This window comes from Pedobacter superstes (assembly GCF_037622515.1).
Taxonomy (GTDB): domain Bacteria; phylum Bacteroidota; class Bacteroidia; order Sphingobacteriales; family Sphingobacteriaceae; genus Paradesertivirga; species Paradesertivirga superstes.
Genome location: NZ_JBBJCN010000009.1, coordinates 47124 through 69803, shown reverse-complemented (window position 1 = coordinate 69803; position 22680 = coordinate 47124). Strand labels below are relative to the sequence as shown.

The following is a 22680-nucleotide window of genomic DNA, read 5'->3' as shown; positions in this document are numbered from 1 at the left end:
ACGGATAATCAAAATTAATACTCTTTACGATTTCTTTTCCAGACATCTAAGCCCGTTGAATTGGTAATCACCACATCCGAGCCGCTTTCTTTGAAAATTTTTAACCCCACTAAAGCAGCGATAAATGCTTCTTCCTCAGAATCTTCTGTTAATGCTTCTACATCAAAATAATTATTTACAAAATGAGTATCGAAATTGCCTGATGAAAATGACTCGTGCTCCATTACAAACCGCCCGAAAGATAAAGTATTCCTCACTCCCGTGATTTGATACTCATCTATTGCACGAATCATCCTTTTTATTGCTTCAGTTCGATTTGCGCCCCAGACAATCAGCTTTGCAATCATAGGATCGTAGTAAATAGGTATTTCCATTCCCTGTTCAAAACCATCATCAACTCTCACACCGGGCCCCTGGGGGATTTTGTAACGGCTAAGCGTTCCGATATTGGGAAGGAAATCATTTGAGGGGTCTTCAGCATACACCCTTAACTCAATGGCGTGACCCTGTATTTGTAAGTCCTCCTGTTTGAAGCTTACCTTCTCTCCCCTGGCAATTTTTATTTGTTCTTTAACCAGATCGATACCAGTTATCATTTCCGTTACCGGATGTTCAACCTGGAGCCTGGTATTCATCTCAAGAAAGAAAAAATCAAGGTTTTCATCCAGAATAAACTCCACTGTTCCGGCGCTGGTATAGTTGCATGCCCTGGCCGCATCAACGGCACATTTACCCATTTTCTCCCGAATTTCAGGTGTTAACACGGAAGATGGCGCTTCCTCAACCACCTTTTGGTGCCTGCGTTGTATGGAACACTCACGCTCAAAAAGATGAATAATATTTCCGTGAGAATCTCCTAAAACCTGGATTTCTATGTGCCGAGGTGAACTAACATAGCGTTCAATAAAAACCGAGCCATCGCCAAATGCAGAAACGGCTTCGGAAACAGCTCTTTGCATTTGCGCTTCAAAATGTTCTACCTTTTCTACAATCCGCATCCCCTTACCTCCGCCACCCGCCGCAGCCTTAATCAAAATCGGAAAACCTATATCTTCAGCCCGGATCTTTGCTTCGGCAATATCCGTTATGGCGGTATCTGTACCGGGCACTAAAGGAATATTATAAGAAAGGGCGGCGGCTTTCGCCGATAATTTATTTCCCATTATTTCCATCGCTTCGGCGGAAGGACCGATAAGTATGATTCCGGCTGCTGCAACAGCTTTCGCGAAAACCGGGTTTTCTGATAAAAATCCATATCCGGGATGTATCGCATCAGCCTTAGTTCGCTTGCAGGCCTCAATAATATTCTCAATCACCAGATATGATTTGCTGGAGGGCGCAGGACCAATACAAACCGCTTCATCAGCATATTGAACATGCAGAGAATTTCTATCCGCTTCAGAGAATACGGCTACTGTTTTAATGCCCATTTCGCGGGCAGACCGCATTATCCGTAAAGCAATCTCACCACGATTGGCAATTAATATTTTATTTATTGAGGTTTGAGACATCTGAGAAATTAAAAAGCCAAAATTAAAAATATAACAATCTCAAAATTAACAGGATACCTTAAATAAATATCTGCACATCTTAGCTAACATAACTTGCCAGCTTCAGAATTTACACACGCGATAATCTCATAAGCCTGATTTATTTCTTCCTGAGAATTCATTACAAAAGGTCCCTGAGCAACAACCGGCTCTTTTATAGGTTTGGAATGACCCAACAATAAGGTGCTATCTTCTAAAGCCTCAATAGTTAAATCGGAACCATTATTATTAAATTCAACTAAATGTAAGGCATTTGCTTCAGAATCGCTCCTGGTTTTTCTCTCATTCTAAATCATGGCCGCAAAAATATCCTGCTCAAAAAGCCGGTTTACCATTTGTCCTCACCCCTCATCGAATCTTTTCAACAGTTCTCATATTTACTAAATTAAGCAGTTTTAAAATTGTTTTGAGCGCATTAAATAAAGCTTTTTCGATAAAATAATCGTCTATAAATGAATAGAATAGGAAAACGAGGCGTTTTTCCAAAAAAATAATAAAATCTTTTAGACCAAAAAAGCGTTACCCTCGTAGCTTTTTTAAGCAGAAAGGCTAATATTCCCCCTTTTAATAATGTTATTTAGTAATTTTGGGGCTCTTGATATATGCTAAGACAAAACTTACAACAGAAATTACTTCAAAAGCTATCTCCTCAGCAGATACAGTTTATCAAATTACTTCAGATTCCCACTGTAGGCTTAGATGCCAGGATAAAAGAAGAGCTTGAAGAGAACCCGGCACTTGAAGATCTTAGTTTGGTAAACTTGAATGATCCGGTAGAGGAATATCCTGATAAGGACCCTGATAGCGGAGATTATGATGGTGAAGAAAAAAGCGGCGATGAGTTTGATGAGTTCAATGTTGAAGATTATATTCAGGAAGATAATTTAAACGATTATAGTTCAAAATACGACCAAAATGGAGAAGATGAAGAAGAGCGAAAGGAAATGCCCATTGCTGTTCAGTCTTCCTTTTATGAAACCCTTCATCAGCAGCTCGATTTAGCCCCGATCTCTGATAAGAATTTTTTAATTGGCCAGCAGATAATTGGTAGCCTGGACGATGATGGCTATTTAAGGCGCTCTGTCCCCTCCCTACTGGATGATCTGGCTTTTTCTCAGAATGTTATGGCCGAAGAAGATGAAGTTGAGGATATGCTTAAACTCATTCAATCTTTTGAACCAGCTGGAGTTGCTGCGCGCGATTTAAGAGAATGTTTACTTATACAACTAAGAAAAAAAGAACAAAGCCCGGTTGTACAAAAAGCAATTAAAGTTGTTGAAAATCATCTGGATGAATTTACCCGCAAGCATTATGATAAGCTTGAGCGTTCTTTAAATATGGATTCTGTAGAACTCAGAGAGGTTATTTCTGAAATTCTAAAACTGAATCCTAAACCCGGTGATGCAGGCGAAACGAATAACAAACAGTTACAGGTTATCCCTGATTTTCATATTGCTAATAATGAAGGAACGCTCATCTTAACGCTAAACTCTCAAAACGCGCCCGAACTGCGTGTCAGCCGTTCTTACAAAGAAATGTTTGAGCATTACGATAAAGCTTCGCAAAAAGATAAAAAGCTTAAGGAAGCCGTTCAGTTTGTAAAACAGAAACTGGATTCGGCCCGATGGTTTATTGATGCCATCAAACAAAGACAGCAAACATTGCTTAAAACGATGAATGCAATTATGCAGTATCAATACGAGTATTTCCTCACCGGTGATGAACGTAATTTAAGGCCCATGATTTTAAAAGATATTGCGGATAAAATCGGAATGGATATTTCAACAGTGTCTCGTGTGGCCAACTCAAAATATGTGCAGACAGAATTCGGAACATTTCTTTTAAAATCATTCTTTTCTGAAGCAATCCAGATGGAAAGCGGTGAAGAGGTTTCTAACAAAGAAGTAAAGAAAATTTTGGAAGAATGTATCGGCAATGAAGATAAACAACACCCGCTTGCTGATGAAAAGCTTACCGAAATTCTCAAAGAAAAAGGCTACAATATTGCCCGAAGAACCGTTGCAAAATATAGGGAAGCAATGAATATTCCGGTAGCACGATTAAGACGGGAATTATAAGAGTTCAACTATTTTCCTTTTGCAAATAGCTGAATTTTATCTCAAAAGCGTAATAGATCCTTTAACAACCTTTCTGCCGTTTTGAGGATTTATGACATAATAATATGTTCCGACAGGCAGATCAGTCCCGTTTGATTTGCCATCCCATACTTGTGAATATCCAAGGGTACTGAAAACCTTCGTTCCGTACCGATTAAAAATATCGACGGTACAACCCGGATAATTTTCTAAATATTTTATATTCCAGACATCATTTACACCGTCCGAATTGGGAGTAAATGTATTAGGGATTTCCAGCGGTTTTAAAACCTTAATAAATACCTCGTCAGAAACGCTGCAACCTTCACTTGTTGTAACAGTTAGTGTATATGTGACATCGTCTGAGGGTGAAGCAACCGGATTTGCAATATCGGTTCTGCTTAAGCCAATAGCTGGCGACCAGATGTAGCTGAGATTAACACCCGTTGCATAAGCATTTACCTGTACCCCGCTACCCTGTAATACTCTTAAATCTTCGCCCGCATTAACCGTGGGGGCCTCAAAAACAGTTATCGTTTGAGTTTTTGTATCAGTACAATTATTAGATGCGCTAAAAGAATAGTTAATGATGTGGGTACCTTTGCCCGCCAGCCGTGGATTAAATAAACCCGTTGCAGACACTGCATTGCCAGAATATACTCCAATTCCAGTAAAACCATGTAACTCGTCTGTTTCGATGATCTGATAAGGCGAAGCGTTTTCACAGAGAGCAGTGATGGGCTTAAAAACAACTTCGGGTACAGCTTTTAAGGTTATCTGCTTTTTAATTTCTGCTACACAGGTTGTTCCTGAATAGGCTAGCATTTTAATTTCAACCAGTTGAGTAGCGGGAGAATGAAATATAGGATACTGAAAAACATACTTCTTCATGGGGCCGTTTCGAATATTCGGGCTATTATCTATCAAAGAAAATTGAGGATCGTTGGGATGATTATTGGCATCAAATTGCCATTCAATTTTCGTAACCTCTCCAAAAGCAAGTGTGGTCTGATCTTCGAATGTAACCGGCTCCGAACTGCAAATGGTATTGCCGTTCAGAACATTAAAATCGGCTACTGGCATGCTTCCTAGAATTTCAACAGTTTTTTTAATAGTATCCGCACAACCTTCTTCACCGAAAGTAATTAACGTAACCAGATAGATTCCCGCCTGACTATATTGATGCCGGGGATTTTGCTGAGCCGAAGTATTGGATGTTTGAGAATTAGAGTTTTGATCGCCAAAATCCCATTTATAACTTAAATTGCCTGATGCTTTGAGTGATTTATCTAAAAAAGTGGCAACACCATCTGGCAGGCATTGCTCCTTCAGTTCAAAGTCAGCACGCGGAACTGCTTTTAACGTGATGACTTTATCTAAACTATCAACGCATGATCCTCCCGAATATGCCTTCATTCGAATCGTTTTATTTATGTTTACGGGACTATTAAAAGAAGGGTATAAATAAGTATACAACTTTGATTGTGAGCTTCGGAGATTTGGGGAATTGTCCACTAGCTTGGTATTCGGATCCGTTGAATTGACATCAAAATCCCATTCTATCCTGGTAATCTGGCCAAAATCAACCGATGCCTTGTCTTCAAACACCACAGCCTGATTGCTGCATAAATTATTTTCATTCGGAACTATAAAATCAGCTTTCGGAATACTTCCATTTACTGTAAAAGGCTTTACCAGCGTCGTGTCACATCCCGAATTAGAGGTAACAGTCAGGGAGACAAGATAATCTCCCGATGATTGATATATGTGAGAACCATTTTTGTTGATTGAAGTATTTGCTGTACCTGAAACAGGTTCACCAAAATTCCATTTATAACTAAACTGACTTTCTGTGCCGTCAGCGATAGTTGAAGTATTTGTAAAATTCGCGACCGCATCATTTAAGCAAAAATCAGGAATATTAAAATCAACCAGTGGTTTAGGCCTAATCAAAATGGCATATTCTTTCCAATCGCTTACGCATCCAAGATCTGTACTTACCTGTAATCTCAGCTTTTTAGTCCCTACACTATTAAATACATATTGAAAGGCATTTGCTGAAGTTCTGGACTGTATTACTCCATCAAAATCCCATGTCCATTTAATGATATTTCCTTCAGCAGACAAAGACTTATCAGTAAAAGTAACCGGTTGATTCTCGCAGAATATATTCGAAAAAATAAAGTCAGCAGATGGATTCTGAGAAATATGAACATCCTGTGAAAAAACGAGGGATGAACAATTCATATCAGATTCTACGACCAACTTTACGCCATAATCACCTGCATTAGTATATACATGAGTAAATGGAACAGAAGTTAGCCTGCTTTCTGTAATTCCATCACCAAAATCCCAATTCCACTTTTTAATACCACTTCCGGTACTGTTATCATTTAATGTTATGGCTGTTCCCAAACAAACGGTGGGCTTATCCATAGAAAATTGCGCTATAGGAAGATCATAAATGTCCAGAAAAAGCTTTATGGTTTCTGTGGCATCACAGCCCGCCGGAGCTGGATTTATGGATGTTGTGGATAAAGTTTTTTTTCCTGAACTTGTATATACAGCTTCTGCCGTCTCCGGATACTGATAACTATATGCCTGCACTCCATTTGAAGTTACCGTTGTATAAGCAGGGTTTGTATATGAGCGGGATATTCCATTGCCTAAATCCCAGGATAAAGAATTTGTGATATAAGGTAGAACCAAACTCACATTATAAGGTTGGTTAACGCAGCCATTGCTAAGAAGTTGCTGGGTAACGGGATTTTCTACCTGAATAAATTGATTAAGGTTTTTTAAATCAGATCCTGCTAAATAGGCATAAGATTCTACATTTCCATATCCATAAGCAATGGCAACAAATCCTCCGCCTGCTGTTACACGATGGGTGGGATTTATAAGAGAGCTTGCTGTAACATCATGAATAAGATAACTGTATTCTGAGTTAACAGGGACGAATTGAGATAAAGGGAAGGTCATGCCGTCAATCTTCAATGTAGGTGCATCGGCAGTTTTAATGATAATATTAATATAATGTTTTGTAATGTTGGTCGGCGCAGCTGTAGTAGAGACAGCCGAATATAAAATAACATCTGTCAATGTTTGTTCAATAGGATTAAGTACAGTCATTTCCGGGTCTCCAGGATATGTGGGACTGTTGCCTACATTATTTAAATTACATGCCTGAGTGGTTTGAAATTGCGTTAAGCTAATAGGGTTATCGGCCTCAACAACGTTTGAGGAATTGCTGAAAAATGTTACAATACTTCCTTTTGCATATGGATTGGATAAAGGAGTGCCATTAGCACTGGTTGTCGAGTTATTTACCTTTATAGTTGTATTGTCTTTAGAAACAATTATCCGATAAATGTCGGTATTCCCATTAACTGTATTATAAAACGGGGCCGAGACAAACTTCTTTCCCCATGCAGAAATGGGCAATAATTGTTGGTAAAGATTATCACCGCTACCGGGATTTCTTGTACTGTTATCTTCACAAAACGCGGTAAAGCTACTTCCCGAGAATACCGCAAGGGGTCTGCAACCATTTAATGTTCGAATTAGTGAACCTGTTAAATCTGTTGAAGATTGATACTGATAAACATCGCCTTTGTTTAAGGTTATCTGAAAAGGAACGTCAGCCGGGCGGACATTTCCGACATTTGCTTGTTTTGGTGTAATTTCTATCTGAGTATTATCTTCTACCCCTACTAATGTAAATTCTGAAAAATTGCCGTTGCTCTGATTATAGTTTATGGAATAATATTCATTACCGAGAGCTTTAGTCGGGAAAATCAAAGTAGCAGCGGATCGTGCATTTCGCGAAATATGAGAATAAACAACGATAGGATTATCTGATGAAACATGAATTCCCTTATTTGCTTCTATTACGTTATTACTTCCTATATAAATATTGGTGTAAATAGAAGGATCTAACACGATTGCCTGAGCCTGATTAGCTAATAAACTAATTGGTGTAAGTTGCACTCCGCCGGCATTAATGTTTACAATTGCGTTAGTTTCGGAGGTAATAAAAAGTGTTAATCGCGACCTATTTGCACCTGTACCACCATCAATATGTCCCGTATAAGTGACCCAGAAATCAGTTCCCTTATTTGAATTGCTTTGAGAAAAAGCAAATTGGTTTAAACTGCTTAGAAAAAAAAAGAAAAATAACAGTGTTAATTGCCTTCTAAGAAACATCTCTATTGTTCAAAAACATCTTAAATTAAAAAAAACAGCATTATGAACTATTGGTTAGGTACTATCTGGTCTAGCTCATCAATAAACCGATGAAAAAATACAAGTGTTAAGTTAAAATAAATTCAAAATTTATCACCAGTTTCTCTGCGGACAAGTAACTCTATACCGATTGTTTAAAAGAAGTCCGAGTACAATTTCATGGGTACCGTTACTTACATTTCCTAAATCTGATGTCGTAAAATCGTATGAATAACTAAGATTAAATAAATAGCTCACATTGAAGCCGGCTAAAGCCGAAAAAGAATCATTATGGCGATAACTGCCACCTAACCAAAATTTATCACGGAAAGCCAGCTTCAGGTTAGCGTCATAGCTATTTGGTGCTGGAGACACTCTTTTTATCATTATTGAAGGCACTGCTGCAATATCCTCTGCTATAAATACTTTGTATCCAGCCGTGAAAAAATAATGAGGAACAGCTTTGCCCTGGTTATACCTATTATCATTTGTAAAACTCAGGCTTTGACCCAATAATTGCTGCGCACTAAAGCCGACAAAATATCGGGGGCCATAGATCCAAATCCCTGCGCCAAGATCAGGTTTTAAACTTTCAGTTTCGGAAGCTACAATTGCCGGATCTATATTATTTTCCAGCAATATTTTAGAGAAGTCCAGATTCACTTTTGAAACTCCCACCGCAAGCCCGACGGCTATATTTAGTTTATCGGTCAAACCTAAATGATAAGCATAAGTAGCATTTATATCCAGGCGGTTTATAGGACCAGCTTTATCAATCACAGCGTGCATTCCAATCCCATGATGCGGCTCTGCAGCCATGTAATTTTGAAGATAGCTCCGGCTCATCGGATTATCTTCCTGTCCGCCAAAAGAATTTGCATCACCAGTTAAAAAATTCTTTCCTAAAGGAGCATTTATAGAAATATAATTGGTGACAGGTGCTCCCTCCAAACCTGTCCATTGCGTACGGTATCCGGCCTTTAGATCAATGTAATTTTCAATGCCTGTTATTGCAGGATTTATGAGATAATTATTGAATATATATTGGGTATACTGCGGCCTCTGCTGAGAGTAACCCGCATGACTTACTAAAAGAAAAAAAATAAAATATAAATTCTTCAATTGGTTTAAAATAGATTTATAACAAGATGCAGAGTTGAAAATTATTTTATTTTAGTAAACGTTTATTAATGTTAGTAATGTTGATATAAACTCCTTAATATTTGAGCCTATTTAAATTCTATAACCAGTTTATAATTAAAATAGATTTAAAAAAACATGATGAAAAGCTAAGATTAACCTGGGAAAACCACGACTTCAGCGATTAAATCTTTGCATTAAATATATAAAAAAAACGGAAACAATCGGATTCTAAATAGAGATTTATTACCGACTCAAGGTTTACAGAAAGCAATTTGATTGGAAGGTAGGATCAACATGAAGTCACTACTAACGCGTTTGCTCTGTTACGCGCTTTAATAATTTCGCCACCCGCTAAACCTATTCAATAGTAAGAATGGCTATAAAATATATCTTTGTTTAAAAATTAAATAATGAAATTAAAATGGGGAATTATAGGATGCGGCGACGTAACTGAAATTAAAAGCGGTCCGGCATTTAATAAAATAGCTGATTCAACCCTGGTGGCTGTTATGAGACGTGATGCAGCAAAAGCTCAGGATTATGCAAAGCGCCATAATGTGCCAAAATTCTATTCGAATGCTGAAGATTTAATTAATGATGCTGATGTGAACGCTATCTATATAGCCACCCCTCCTGCTTTTCACGAGGAATATACATTAGCATCGTTAAGGGCCGGAAAACCTGTTTATGTAGAAAAGCCAATGGCACTTTCTGAAAATGGGTGTTTAAGTATGATCGAGGCTTCCGAAAAAAACGATGCAAAACTTACAGTTGCGCATTATAGAAGGGCTTTACCTATGTTTCAAAAAGTAAAAGAGCTGATTTCAGAAATAGGCGATGTCCGTTTTGTGCAGATACAGTTTTTACAACCGGCACAATCAAACTTAGTAGCAAATTCTGAAGTAAATTGGCGAACAGATCCATCAGTCTCTGGTGGTGGTCTGTTTCACGACATGGCCCCCCACCATATCGATTTAATGCTTTATTTCTTCGGTGATCCTGTACAAGTTTCCGGGTATTCTGCAAATCAGGCAAAACATAGTCAGGCCGATGATATTGTGTCGGGCGAACTGACTTTTAAAAACAATATTATTTGTAAAGGGCTCTGGTGCTTTAATGTCCCTCATTCTGAAACTAAAGATCTTTGCGAAATTGTGGGTTCAAAAGGCAAAGTAGTATTTCCCTTTCACGGAAATTTCTGCCAATTCATCAAAGACGGAGAAGCGAAAACATTTGACTTTATACATCCGCAGCATATCCAGCAACCCATGATCGAAGAGGTTGTAAAATATTTTTGCGGAGAAACCGATTTAAATCCATGTGATCCAGGAGAAGGCGCTAAAGTTACACGCATTATGGACATATTCACAAAGAGGTAAACTAAAAACAAGAAAAGGCTCTATAAAAAATTACAGAGCCTTTTCTCATAAAAGTATTTGATTATCTTTCAGACTCTACCTCAACAGGCAGATATTTCACTTCCTTTTTGGAGCTGAATATCTTCTTAAACCAGCCTTTGGTACGTTTTGAATTAATATCTGCCAGTAAATACATACATGGAACCAAAATCAATGTCAGGAATGTAGCGAATGCTAATCCAAATATCATTGTCCATGAAAGCGGCCCCCAGAAAGCCACGTTGTCCCCTCCAAAATAAAGATGGGGATTGCCCTCATTTAAAAGCTTGGCAAAATCAATATTTAATCCTACAGCCAGTGGAATTAAACCCAGCATTGTAGCAGTTGCGGTAAGAAGTACAGGAGTCATCCGGGTTCTTCCGGCCTCAATGACCGATTCGCGAACAGTCATTCCCTGTTCGATCATTAACTCAGTGAACTCTACCAGCAATATCCCGTTTCGGACCACAATTCCCGCAAGGGCAACTATACCGATACCAGACATAACGATAGACATTTCCATTCTAAAAAGTGTAATCCCTAACAGAACACCGATAATACTGAATAAGATTTCGCTCAATATAATTAAGGGTTTACTCACCGAATTAAATTGAGTTACTAAAATAATCATGATTAAGCCCAGGGCGGAAAGCAATGCACCTCCTAAAAATGCAGCTGTTTCCATTTGCTCTTCCTGCTCACCGGTCATTTTTATACTTATACCATCAGGCGTTTTAAACTGATCGATTTCAGACTGAATACTGGCCACTACTTCATTAGGATTGTATTCGCCCAAAACATTGGATGACAAAATGATTATCCGTTTCTCCTGTTTACGCTTAATGCCACCATAAGTATTTACATAATCGATTTTAGCAAAAGATGACAATGGCACCTGACGGATAATACCACCCATGGCCATGTCACGGTAGGTAACCTTCATGTTTCTTATAGCCTCCAGGTTATTTCGCTGATCTTCCTGCGCCCTAACGTTAATTTCATAATCCTCATTAGCATCGCGAAACTTGGAAACCTCTTTTCCGAATATTGCTGTCCGGAGATCCCCGCCTATCTGGCCCGTCGAAATTCCTTCACGATTAGCACGTTCTCTGTCAACATCAAATATAATTTCAGGCTTATTGTTCTGGAAGTCGGATTTAAGCTCTTCGATTCCTGCAATTTGTTTAGACTCAATATATTTCTTCAAATGCTCTGAAGCTCTTATCAATGAATCTAAATTGTCGCCTGTAATTTCGATGCTGATAGGTTTTGCTGTTGGAGGGCCCCCTTGCTCCTGCGCAACAGAAATCTCTGCTCCGGGTATTCCTTTTACTGCTTTACGAATTTTATCGAGGTAGTTTACCGTTGGCTCTCCCACTCTTTTACCAAATTCAACAAAAGCTACGGTTACTTTTCCTTTATTTGGATAATTTCCCTGATCCTCATCCTGCGGATCTGTTACGCCAATTGTCACATTGGATATAATAGATGAAACATCCGGATTACTTTTGCCACCTACGGCTTTCGTAACCTGTTCTTCAACTTTTTTCACTACTTCATTTGTATATTCCTGATCAGTACCAATAGGCAGTGCGACATATACAAAGGCAAAATTCGGATCGGCTGTCGGAAAAAAAACCACTTTCGGAGGTACCACGAACATTAGCCCGATTGTAAAAAAGAGTAACCCGACTGTCCATAAAAGCATTGCTCTTGGTCTGTCTAAAGCCCATGCCAAAAGTCTTACATACTTATCCTGAAAGGCAGGCCATATTTTCTTCTGAAACTTTTCTATAGCCGAGGTAAGGTAGAAATGATTCAAAAGGTATAGCAATGCAATAACCACTATAAAATTCCCAAATCCGAAATTGATAAGATAAGCTACAATTGCAAGTCCGCCAAAAATCCACATTGTTCTCTTGGTGCTTCTATCGAACGTTGGCTTTATATGCGAATTCTCATCATGCGGATGCATAAAATCTACCGCAAAAACAGGGTTTATAATGTAGGCCACAACCAAAGATGCCAGTAATGTAATGATGAGGGTTATGGGCAGGAAAAACATAAATTCACCAATAATTCCAGGCCAGAATAACAGCGGTATAAAAGGCGCCAAGGTTGTCAATGTTCCTGAAAGAACGGGTAAAAACACCTCCCCGGCAGCAATTTTAGCAGCTTTAACAATGGGGACTTTACCATTATCGAAAATCCGGTGTGTGTTTTCAATTACAACAATAGCATCATCTACCACAATCCCCAGTCCCAGAAGGAAAGAGAAAAGTACAATCATGTTCATGGTAAAACTGAAGCCAAAAACCGCACCTAACATGGGCATGGTTAAAAACGCCACAAACATCGATAAAGGAACAGAAAGGGCTACAAATAAGGCATTTGTTACTCCCATGAAAAACATGAGGATCACGGTCACCAATATGAACCCGATGATGATCGTATTAATCAAATCGTGCAAAGTAACACGTGTCTGATCTGACTGATCTCCGGTTACTGTAATATTAAGATTTGAAGGAAGTTCTTTACCCTTCATGTCCTCAATAAGGGCATTGATCTTGTCTGAAGCTTCAATAAGGTTTTCTCCGCTGCGTTTTTTAACATTTAAGGTAATAACGTTCTTTCCGTATAAACGGGCATAGCTTTCCTGCTCTTTAAATGAGTCTTTTATTTCAGCTATATCCCTTAAATAGATTGAGGCTCCGACAGGAGATTGTATGACCAGGTTTGAAATCTCAGCAGCACTTTTAAATTCATTTTTAATATTAATGGTACGCCTTACTCCGTCCATTTTCACTGTGCCTCCGGAAATGGTAAGATTTTCGGATCCTACTGCTCTTTCAATGTCCATAAAAGATATTTGAGCTGCAGCCATCTTATTTAAATCTACATTTATCTGGACTTCAGGGTCAAGAGCACCAACAATATCAACCCCTGAAATCTCTTTTAATCCTTCAATTCTATCCTGTAAATCATCCGCGTATTCTTTCAGGCGTTTTAAATCATAATCACCCGAAATGTTCACATACATAATTGGCAAATCTGCCAGGTTAATATCCTGCACAGATGGTTCATTAGGCAGATCGTTTGGCAATTCAGCTTTATCCACCGCATCCTTAACCAATTGCTTGGCATCTCTTATTTCCACATTAGTATTAAACTCAGCGGTAATAATTGAAAAATCCTGATAGGAATTTGAGGTGATTTTCTTTAATCCTTTGGTTGATTTAAGCTCCTTCTCAATCTGCTTGGTCACCAGGTTCTCCATATTCGCCGGAGATGTTCCGGGATAAACTGTGGTAACAAATATTTTAGGGATAATAACCTCCGGAAAGTTCTCTTTAGGCAAATTCTGATAAGCAGAATATCCCATAAGAGTTAAAATAACAACCAAAACATATATGGCCGTCTTATTATCTATAGCCCAACTCGAGGGGCCAAATTCTTTGTTAGCGTCTTTCATTTGTTTGTCTTTTTGTGATAATGTAAGACTGATTAAAATTTAACAGCTTCCCCTTCATTCAATTCCTGCATACCACTCACAATAACTTTGTCTCCAGCTTTTAGACCCAATAAGATTTCAGCCTTACCTTCAGAAACTTTACCGGTTCTGACATTTACACGTTTAGCTCTACCTTTTTCAGCCACAAAAACATAATCAGCAGTTTCTGATTTTTGAATCGCATTTATCGGGACAGTAATCGCATTCTCGATCTTATAATCGACAATACGCAGTACTGCAAGCATGTTCGGGCGGTATACATTTCTTCCGGGAAGTTTTACTTCAACATTAAAACTTCTGGAAACCGGATCGATAACTCTTGAAGCAAAAGTCACTCTCGTTTTTAAACTATCTGGCACATCAGGTAAAATTACTTCAACCTCATCACCCTGATTTACACGTCCCGCATAAGATTCTGCAACATCCGCTTCCACCTTTAAGTTATTGGTATTGACTACAGTAACTCCAGGCATTCCGGGAGATACTGCCTGACCTAATTTAAGGTCCATTTTATCAACCGTGCCTGAGATAGGAGATTTGATTTTATACATCGACTGTTGAGATCTTAATACCCCCATTTGCCGTTCGAGGCCTTCTTTCTGACTTTTAGCAGTTAGAAATTGAACTTCGGTACCAATCTTTTGATCCCAAAGATTTTTCTGGCGGCGATATAATGAGTTGGCCAGCTCTAATTGAGTTTGCAACTGAGCGATATTCTGACGCAAAACTTTATCATCCAATTGAGCCAATACCTGGCCGCGGCCCACTCTTTGGCCCGGTGATACATAAATTCCCGTAATTACCCCGGGTGCTTCCGGATTAACCTGTACGTTTTCTTCCGCATCTACTTTTCCCTGTACCTCAAGGTAATTCCTGAAAGATGATGGAATGATCTCTATAACAGAAACTTCAGCGACTTCCTGAACAGTATGAGTGCCTACTTCTTTCTCGAGTGCTGCAATTTTAGTGTTTAACTCATTACGCTCTTTCTTTAAATTTTCCAGCTCTGCCTTTTTATCTTTTGGCTTGGCACAGGCAGCTAATATTAAAATTACTGCCAGATAGATTATTTTTTTCATTTTATTTTTGATGATAAGGTTATTTAATACGTCCGTAAGCATTGTCCAGATCAACTTTACTTACAAGTGCGTTATATAAAGCCTGGATATAATTGTTCTCTGAAGTTTCAAGCTCTGTTTGAGCCTGAGTAACTTCAATGCTGGAACCAACACCTTCCTGATACTTAATTTTAGATACTCGTAAAACTTCCCTGGCCAGATCCATATTCGCTTTCTGGTTATTTAATGATTTAATGCTATTCTGATAAGTTATACGGGCTTGTTCCTGCTGAAGCAGGAAGCCATTTTTAGCAACATTCAACACATTATTGGTCTTTTGCAGTGCTATCCGGGCCTGCTTTATCTGATTTACCCGCTGAAATCCCGAGAATATTGGAACATTTAACTGAAGGCCAACATATACCGAAGGCAAACTCATGTCAAACAAATTATTAAAAGAGCTCGACTGGTAAGAACTTCCCGTACTACCGAAAGCCGCAAGTGAGGGTAATGCTTGTGATTTGATTCTCTGCAGATCCAGTTTGTTTAACCTCGCCTGAGTTTCTAACAAGCTGTATTCAACCCTGTTTTTGTATGCAGATGTGTCTACTGCGATCGAAGAAGCAACATCCAGACTCACGTTTTCTATTTTATCTTTCACCGATAATGATTCAGTTACCGGCATTCCCATTTGAAATTTAAGCAGCTGAACAGATAACACCAGCAATCTTTCGGTATTTTCTCTGGCAGTGGTCAGATTGTTAAACACCACTCTTAATCTGTCCAGATCTATTTTCTCAACAAAACCCTGCTTATTTAACTCTGTAGTTTCTTTTACCTGCTGACTCAGCTGTGTTAAATTAGCATCAAGTAAACGTAATTGCTCATTACTTACCAAAACCTGATAATAGGCTTTTGTGACAGAAACTGTGGTTGAAATTTTAGTCCGGTTAAAATTTTTCTCGCTTAGCTCTTTAAATGTTTTTGAGGCTTTTAAACCAACCAGGTAAGTTCCGTTGAACAATAATTGATTAACGTTGACAGCATAATTTGCGTTATATTTCTGTTGAAATCCTATTAAACCAAACTGTTCTCCAGTGGGAGCATCAACGCGATTGCCGCTAGTATTTTGAACATTCTGATCGTAAAGGATTTCCTGGAAGAGATAGTCAAAATTTGGAAAAGGAATCTTAGGTACTTTTAGATAATCCTGGAAACTTGCACTGCCGCTTATCTGTGGCAATCCGATTCCAATTGTTTCTTTTACTTTATATTTCGCACTTTCAATATCAAGCTGGGCATTTTTTAAAGAATCATTATTCTTATATGCATATTCAAGGCACTCCTGAAGGTTAAACTGGAACGTTTTTCCCGGCGAAGTATCCTGAGCCTTTGCAGCTATTGAATTTAGAATTATAAGTATGATAATTAGTGTAAATCTCATATTTCTTATTATTATTCTTCTGTTATTTGTTTGTACTTATTAATTAATTTATGTCCCTTTAAAGTGCAGAGGCCATATAAATAATGCTCTGTTATTTCTGTCATTACTTCCAGGAGCATAAACTTACCCGGCGGGAACACGATCTGATTAAAAACCATATCTACCTGTTCAAGCCTAAAAAGAGCTATGATTTCATGATTTAATTCTTTACGGAAAAATCCCTCTTCAACACCCCATTTTAAATTTTTCAGGAGACATTCTTTCATGTAGGCATACCTGAAATTTTTAAACAATGTCCATACCTCGGGGTGATACCGTTGTAAATCGTAAAAAACCATAGGATTCATTTTAGACAGCATTCCCTGCAAATGTGTTACAACCAAAAAAACCTCCTCAACGGCATTGCCTGCGTTTGCAGTTTGAGCATCCATAACTGCCATATGCTTTTCGAGCATATTCTGAAACAGTATATAGATCAATTCATTTTTATCTTTAAAATGATGATAAATGGTTTTTTTAGAAATCCCGAGCCGCCTGGCAATATCATCCATTGTAATCCTCTTTACACCGAATGTGCAAATCAGCTCATCTGCATCTGCCAATATTCTTTCCCTTACATCCATTTAAATGTTTCTCCTTAAACCTCTTGCAAAACTATGGAAACTTTTTTCAATTGCAAAGTTTCCATAAGGAAAATTCGAAAAACTTAATGCTGCCTGAATTATGGCTGTATGTGACTAAAAACGTAAATTGCGCAAAATTTTAATTTCATGAGCTTATCGCCCTTATATGCTATCTCCCCTATTGATGGACGTTATAGAAAAACAACACAACAACTTGCAGACTATTTTTCTGAAGCTGCATTAATAGAATACAGGGTTTATGTTGAAATAGAATATTTTATTGCATTATGTGAACTGCCTCTGCCACAACTCAAAGATTTCCCAAAAGAGAAGTATGTTAAGCTGAGAGAAATATACAAAAGCTTTAAACAGGAAGACGCTCAGCGCATTAAAGAAATTGAAAGCATTACAAATCATGATGTAAAGGCTGTCGAATACTTTATTAAGGAAGAATTCGATAAATTAAGCTTAAGTGATCATAAAGAATTTATTCACTTTGGTCTTACCTCACAAGACATAAATAATACCTCTATACCTCATTCATTTAAACTAGCTATCGATAAAGTCTATCTGCCGGCTTTAGAGGAGTTAATCGCCAATTTAAAAAATCGGGTAGAGGAATGGAAAGACATCCCCTTGCTGGCACATACTCACGGCCAGCCGGCATCTCCGACACGATTGGGGAAGGAATTAATGGTATATGTAGAACGCCTGGAAGCACAGTTGGGGCAGTTTAAAATCATACCTTATTCTGCTAAATTCGGTGGAGCAACAGGTAACTTCAACGCACATTTTGTTGCTTATCCGGAGATAGACTGGAAGGCTTTTGCGAATAATTTTGTGAATAATACCCTGCGCTTGAACCGCTCTCAATACACCACTCAGATTGAGCATTACGATAACTTTGCTGCTCAGTGTGATGCATTAAAGCGCATCAACAATATCATTATGGATTTAGATCGTGATATGTGGACGTATATCTCCATGAATTATTTCCGTCAGAAAATTAAGGCGGGCGAGGTTGGATCATCGGCTATGCCACACAAAGTCAATCCGATAGACTTCGAAAATTCCGAAGGTAACTTAGGTTTAGCTAATGCCATTTTTGAACACCTGGCAGCCAAGCTTCCTGTTTCTCGTTTACAACGGGATTTAACTGATTCGACTGTTCTGCGAAACATCGGAGTTCCGGTTGCACATAGTTTAATTGCTATAAAATCAACTCTGAGAGGATTAGGAAAACTTTTACTCAATGAAAATGTAATATTAAATGATTTAGAGGCTAACTGGGCGGTAGTTGCTGAAGCGATCCAAACTATATTACGAAGAGAAGCATATCCAAATCCGTACGAAGCCTTAAAAGAACTTACCAGAACCAATCAGAACGTAAACGCTGCTACCATATCAGAATTCGTGAAAACGCTGGATGTCTCTGATGTAGTAAAAGAAGAAATAAAACGAATTAGTCCAACTTCGTACACCGGAATAAATTAGGGTAGTCATACTCAAGTAAAAAGCTGGAGTATACTATTTAACTGGTGTGAAAATTGGTAGTTTTGCATTGTAAAAAACTCAGAAATGGCAACAATGGCAGGTAATATAAATGTATATACAGAAACAACGCCAAACCCGGCGACCATGAAGTTTCTGGTAAATAAGCTTTTATTAAACGGAAGCGCTGATTACGCTACTAAAGCAAGTGCTGAAAGTTCTCCCTTTGCTAAAGAATTATATAAGTTCAATTTTGTAAATGGTGTATTCTTCGCAAGTAATTTTGTAACTATTACAAAAACCGAAGATTCAGAATGGACAGATATTGAGCCTATTTTAAAGGAATTTGTCAAAGGAGCAGTTGAATCAGAACTAAAAATACAAGAAGTTGCGAATTCGGACGAAGCGCCGGCATTTGAAGGTTCAGAAACTGAAATAAAAATTCAGCAAATATTACATGACTATGTTCGTCCGGCTGTTGAACAGGATGGTGGCGCTATAAGCTTTAAATCATTTGATGAAGGTTTGGTGACTGTAGAACTCAGAGGTTCATGTAGTGGCTGCCCTTCTTCAACATTCACACTTAAAGCAGGAATTGAAAGCTTGCTAAAACGAATGGTTCCTGAAGTTCAGGAAGTAGTTGCTGAAGCGATGTAAGGTTTCAGGCAAAATAATAGAAACGCAAAGAGCGCTAAGTATGATTTAGCGCCCTTTGCGTTTTTTTTCGTTGTGATCTTTGCGTGAGATTATCTATTTAAAAAAAATGTTTCTGTATCACCCCTTTCATCGCCTCGCCTATTTTTCCATTTGATGCAATAATTTCCCTGGAGGCAAAAAACTCATCGTTGCCTGAAAAATTAAAGGCAGTTCCTCCGGCTTCTCTTACAATCACCACTCCGGCAGCGATATCATACAAATTGATATTGTATTCAAAATACGCATCGAATCTGCCACAGGCTACATAAGCCATATCAACAGCAGCAGATCCCATACGCCGGATGCCATGACAATGCTGCATTAATTCTTTAACAATTCTCAGGTATTGATCTTCTTTATCGAAATTATAGTACGGGAAACCAGTAGCTATTAAAGTTTTCGAAAATTCGGCATGAGGAGAAACCATTATAGGCTTAGCATTCAAATACGCCCCTCCATTTTTCCAGGCATAAAAACATTCATCCAGGTTAATTTCATAGACCACTCCGAGTACCAATTCTTTGTTCTTCTCTAAGGCGATACTTACAGAAAAAACAGGAAGTCCATGAATAAAATTAGTTGTCCCATCCAAAGGATCAACGATCCAGTTATAAACATCTCCGATCTTATTGATCGTTTCTTCTTCTGTTATAAACCCGGCTTCGGGAAGTAATTCCACCAGCCTTTTTACAATTTGTTCCTCGGCAGCTTTATCTACATAAGACACTAAATTACTGTGTCCCTTATACTCAATATCGCTTATCCTAAATTTAATTGATTCCGCTTTTATAAAGGCACCGACTTGCTTTGATAAAGCGATAACTTCTTGTGTTAATACCTCTAAATTCATGCTTTTGACAGATGTTTTTTCTTGTGATTATTAACTGACCAAATCATCCCTGCAATTCCTGCGATCACCATAATTACAGAAATTAACTCTGCCTGAGTAAAACTTAATCCGAAAGCGTGATATAAAGAATTCACCCTGATTGTTTCAATCAGGAAACGTTCAACTCCGGCTAAAATCAGATAGATTGAGAACATCATACCAGCCGGTTTAATCTTTTTACGGATAGACCACATAAATACAAATAATATAAGGCCTGCTATCACCTCATAAAATGCAGTTGGGTATACCGGCAGAGGCAGTTCGGCACAATACCTTCCGACACAATCTTTAATAGGAACCCCTTCGCTGATTACATTATGCGGGTATTTGAATGCCCACATCCAATCCGGAGCCCAGCTTAACCAGGATGGTTTTGGAGACGTATTATTTATCCCCCAATCACCATCTCCTGACATATGGCACCCCAATCGACCGACGGCGTAACCGATCATAACTCCAGGCCCACCTACATCAAACATATTCGCTGGTTTTATTCCATGTTTATTCGCGATGTAAATTACTGCCGCACCACCGCAAATTAAACCGCCATAAAATGTCAAACCGCTAAATGAAAACAGGCCCCCGATAGGATCTCTCATAAAATCGTCGATATACTCGAGATTATGAAAAACTTTAGCACCTATGAAACCCCATACAGCGGCCCAAACTACAATACTGCTCATCAATTGATAAGGATGAACGGTTTCTTCAACTATTTTTGGTTTGGGAAGTTGCTGTTTTTTTTTATCAGAATAAGCAAGGTATGCGAATAATCCTGCCAGAATTAGACCACCTAAAAAATTCCCTCTTGTTGATAAAATAGTTTCTTGAGGATTGTCGACAAAAGCTGTATAATTTAAAATTGCGTAAAGAAGTTTATACCCAACTAAGAACCCTAAAAAACCATTAATGATTAAATCAAAGGTTGAAGGAGCTTCGCCAATAGTTATTTGAGTTTTAAAAGGATGAACTAATCCTTCGGCCTCCTTGCGCTTTAATTCTTCAGATAAAGCGATATATGCCGCCACAAATGCCAGCGCCACAAAAAAACCAAACGTTTGAATAGGAAGCGGAATATTAACGCCAGTTAAATATTCAATAAGATACGATAGGGTTGGAAACATGGCCAAAGATAATGGGATGTTCGGAAAAACATAAAACTAATGAACCAGAACTTCTGCAGCTTCTGATATTTCTACCTCTCCTGATGCTGAAATAGTTTCCAGTTTTATCCATTTCAACTCATTTACAAGAACAGGATCATATTTCGCCTGAACCTTAACATAATTGGTTGTAAAGCCATGCATCAAACCGTCTTTCTGGTCGCCCTCAAATAAAACCTGAGCATCTTTTCCTAACTGCGCTTCATAAAATGCCCGGCGTTTTTTATCAGAAAGTATATGAAGCATTTTACTTCGATCGGCGCGCTGAGATCCGGGTACAGAATCCGGCATTTCTGCGGCTATCGTGTTTTCTCTTTCTGAATAGGTAAACACATGGAGATATGAGATATCTAACCCGTTTAAGAAATCGTACGTGTCAATAAAATCCTCGCGTGTTTCACCCGGAAAACCGACAATTACATCTACGCCAATACAGCAATCGGGCATTACTTCTTTAATCCTGGCAACCCGCTCAACATATAATTCCCTTTTATAACGCCTGCGCATCAGTGACAGAATTTTATCGGAGCCTGATTGAAGGGGAATATGAAAATGAGGCACAAATCGTTTCGAAACAGAAACGAATTGGATAATTTCATTGGTTAACAAATTTGGCTCAATAGAAGAAATCCGGATTCGATCAATGCCTTTCACCTCGTCGAGAGCTTTTACAAGATCTAAAAATTTATCCTCTCTTTTACCGCCCCTGATTCCAAAATCGCCAATATTTACACCCGTGAGTACTATTTCCTTTACCCCGGAAGCAGCAATTTCTTCCGCCTGCTTAACTATATTTTCAATAGTATCACTTCTGCTTGAGCCTCTTGCCAATGGAATGGTACAAAAGGTACACGAATAATCACAGCCATCCTGTACCTTTAAAAAGGTACGGGTACGATCACCGTAAGAATATGATGCATTGAATTGTTTTGCCTCAGCAATTGGCTGATTATAAACGAGAGCCTTCGGATTTTTGGTTAGATCAGTTAAGTATTCAATTATCTGAAACTTTTCAGCAGCTCCTAAAACCATGTCGACTCCGGGAATTTCGGAAATTTCTTTAGGCTTTAGCTGAGCATAACAACCAACAATTAATATATATGCGTTGGGTGAATGTTTCAGTGCCTCTTTAACTACTTTACGGCATTTTTTATCCGCATTATCAGTTACAGAACATGTATTGATTAAATATACATCAGGAGTATCGGTAAAATCAACTGTCGAAAATCCAGCTTGATTAAACTGTCTTCCGATTGTTGAGGTTTCGGAATAATTCAATTTACAGCCTAATGTATAAAATGCAACTTTTTTCCTCATAATCAAGCTGCAAAGATAAGAATTTGGGTTGAAAACTGAGCTTGGGAATTGTTTTTACTCTCTCATTATTAGTTTATT

15 protein-coding genes are annotated in these 22680 nt (G+C 38.4%); 4 read left to right on the top strand and 11 right to left on the bottom strand.

Annotation, left to right across the window (positions count from 1 at the left end; genetic code table 11):
- Positions 1–14 precede the first annotated feature (14 nt).
- On the bottom strand, positions 15–1511 hold the full coding sequence (gene accC, locus WG906_RS17870; RefSeq protein WP_339994227.1) for an acetyl-CoA carboxylase biotin carboxylase subunit: 1497 nt from the start codon (positions 1509–1511) through the stop codon (positions 15–17).
- Between the two features lie 83 nt (positions 1512–1594).
- A complete protein-coding gene (locus tag WG906_RS17865; protein WP_339994277.1) occupies positions 1595–1756 on the bottom strand; it encodes a pirin-like C-terminal cupin domain-containing protein in 162 nt (53 codons plus the stop codon).
- A 396-nt stretch (positions 1757–2152) separates the two neighbouring features.
- Between WG906_RS17865 and rpoN the strand changes: the two genes are divergently transcribed.
- Positions 2153–3628 (top strand): RNA polymerase factor sigma-54, encoded by a 1476-nt coding sequence (gene rpoN / locus WG906_RS17860; protein ID WP_339994226.1) that lies wholly within the window; start codon positions 2153–2155, stop codon positions 3626–3628.
- Positions 3629–3664: 36 nt separating this feature from the next.
- On the opposite strand, the gene WG906_RS17855 is transcribed toward rpoN, so the two are convergent.
- Positions 3665–7852 (bottom strand): PKD domain-containing protein, encoded by a 4188-nt coding sequence (locus WG906_RS17855; RefSeq protein ID WP_339994225.1) that lies wholly within the window; start codon positions 7850–7852, stop codon positions 3665–3667.
- Positions 7853–7984: 132 nt separating this feature from the next.
- On the bottom strand, positions 7985–8992 hold the full coding sequence (locus tag WG906_RS17850) for a PorP/SprF family type IX secretion system membrane protein (RefSeq protein WP_339994224.1): 1008 nt from the start codon (positions 8990–8992) through the stop codon (positions 7985–7987).
- 431 nt (positions 8993–9423) lie between these two features.
- On the opposite strand from WG906_RS17850, the gene WG906_RS17845 reads away from it, so the two are divergent.
- Positions 9424–10392, top strand: a complete 969-nt coding sequence (locus WG906_RS17845; protein ID WP_339994223.1) for a Gfo/Idh/MocA family protein — start codon at positions 9424–9426, stop codon at positions 10390–10392.
- A gap of 61 nt (positions 10393–10453) precedes the next feature.
- Here WG906_RS17845 and WG906_RS17840 read toward each other — a convergent pair whose 3' ends face one another.
- The 4 genes from WG906_RS17840 to WG906_RS17825 are packed head-to-tail and all read right to left on the bottom strand — an operon-like array spanning position 10454 to position 17046.
- Positions 10454–13882, bottom strand: a complete 3429-nt coding sequence (locus WG906_RS17840) for an efflux RND transporter permease subunit (protein ID WP_339994222.1) — start codon at positions 13880–13882, stop codon at positions 10454–10456.
- A 32-nt stretch (positions 13883–13914) separates the two neighbouring features.
- Positions 13915–15000 (bottom strand): efflux RND transporter periplasmic adaptor subunit, encoded by a 1086-nt coding sequence (locus tag WG906_RS17835; protein ID WP_339994221.1) that lies wholly within the window; start codon positions 14998–15000, stop codon positions 13915–13917.
- A 19-nt stretch (positions 15001–15019) separates the two neighbouring features.
- Positions 15020–16423 (bottom strand): TolC family protein, encoded by a 1404-nt coding sequence (locus tag WG906_RS17830; protein WP_339994220.1) that lies wholly within the window; start codon positions 16421–16423, stop codon positions 15020–15022.
- An 11-nt stretch (positions 16424–16434) separates the two neighbouring features.
- Positions 16435–17046, bottom strand: a complete 612-nt coding sequence (locus WG906_RS17825) for a TetR/AcrR family transcriptional regulator (RefSeq protein ID WP_339994219.1) — start codon at positions 17044–17046, stop codon at positions 16435–16437.
- 147 nt (positions 17047–17193) lie between these two features.
- Here WG906_RS17825 and purB point away from each other — a divergent pair, with 147 nt between their 5' ends.
- Together purB and WG906_RS17815 are read left to right on the top strand one after the other, a co-directional pair.
- On the top strand, positions 17194–18540 hold the full coding sequence (gene purB / locus WG906_RS17820) for an adenylosuccinate lyase (protein WP_339994218.1): 1347 nt from the start codon (positions 17194–17196) through the stop codon (positions 18538–18540).
- Positions 18541–18624: 84 nt separating this feature from the next.
- The gene (locus WG906_RS17815; protein ID WP_339994217.1) at positions 18625–19194 is read left to right on the top strand and encodes a NifU family protein; all 570 of its coding nucleotides are present in this window, start codon (positions 18625–18627) and stop codon (positions 19192–19194) included.
- Positions 19195–19291: 97 nt separating this feature from the next.
- On the opposite strand, the gene WG906_RS17810 is transcribed toward WG906_RS17815, so the two are convergent.
- The 3 genes from WG906_RS17810 to mtaB are packed head-to-tail and all read right to left on the bottom strand — an operon-like array spanning position 19292 to position 22602.
- Complete coding sequence (locus WG906_RS17810; protein ID WP_339994216.1) at positions 19292–20083, bottom strand: inositol monophosphatase family protein; 792 nt, start codon at positions 20081–20083, stop codon at positions 19292–19294.
- Positions 20080–21246: a prolipoprotein diacylglyceryl transferase gene (locus WG906_RS17805; protein ID WP_339994215.1), complete on the bottom strand. Its 1167-nt coding sequence runs from the start codon at positions 21244–21246 to the stop codon at positions 20080–20082. The genes WG906_RS17810 and WG906_RS17805 overlap by 4 nt, the downstream gene beginning before the upstream one ends.
- Positions 21247–21282: 36 nt before the next feature.
- Positions 21283–22602 carry a tRNA (N(6)-L-threonylcarbamoyladenosine(37)-C(2))-methylthiotransferase MtaB gene (mtaB, locus tag WG906_RS17800; protein ID WP_339994214.1) on the bottom strand — a complete coding sequence of 440 codons (1320 nt, stop codon included), beginning with the start codon at positions 22600–22602 and terminating at the stop codon, positions 21283–21285.
- Positions 22603–22680 lie beyond the last annotated feature (78 nt).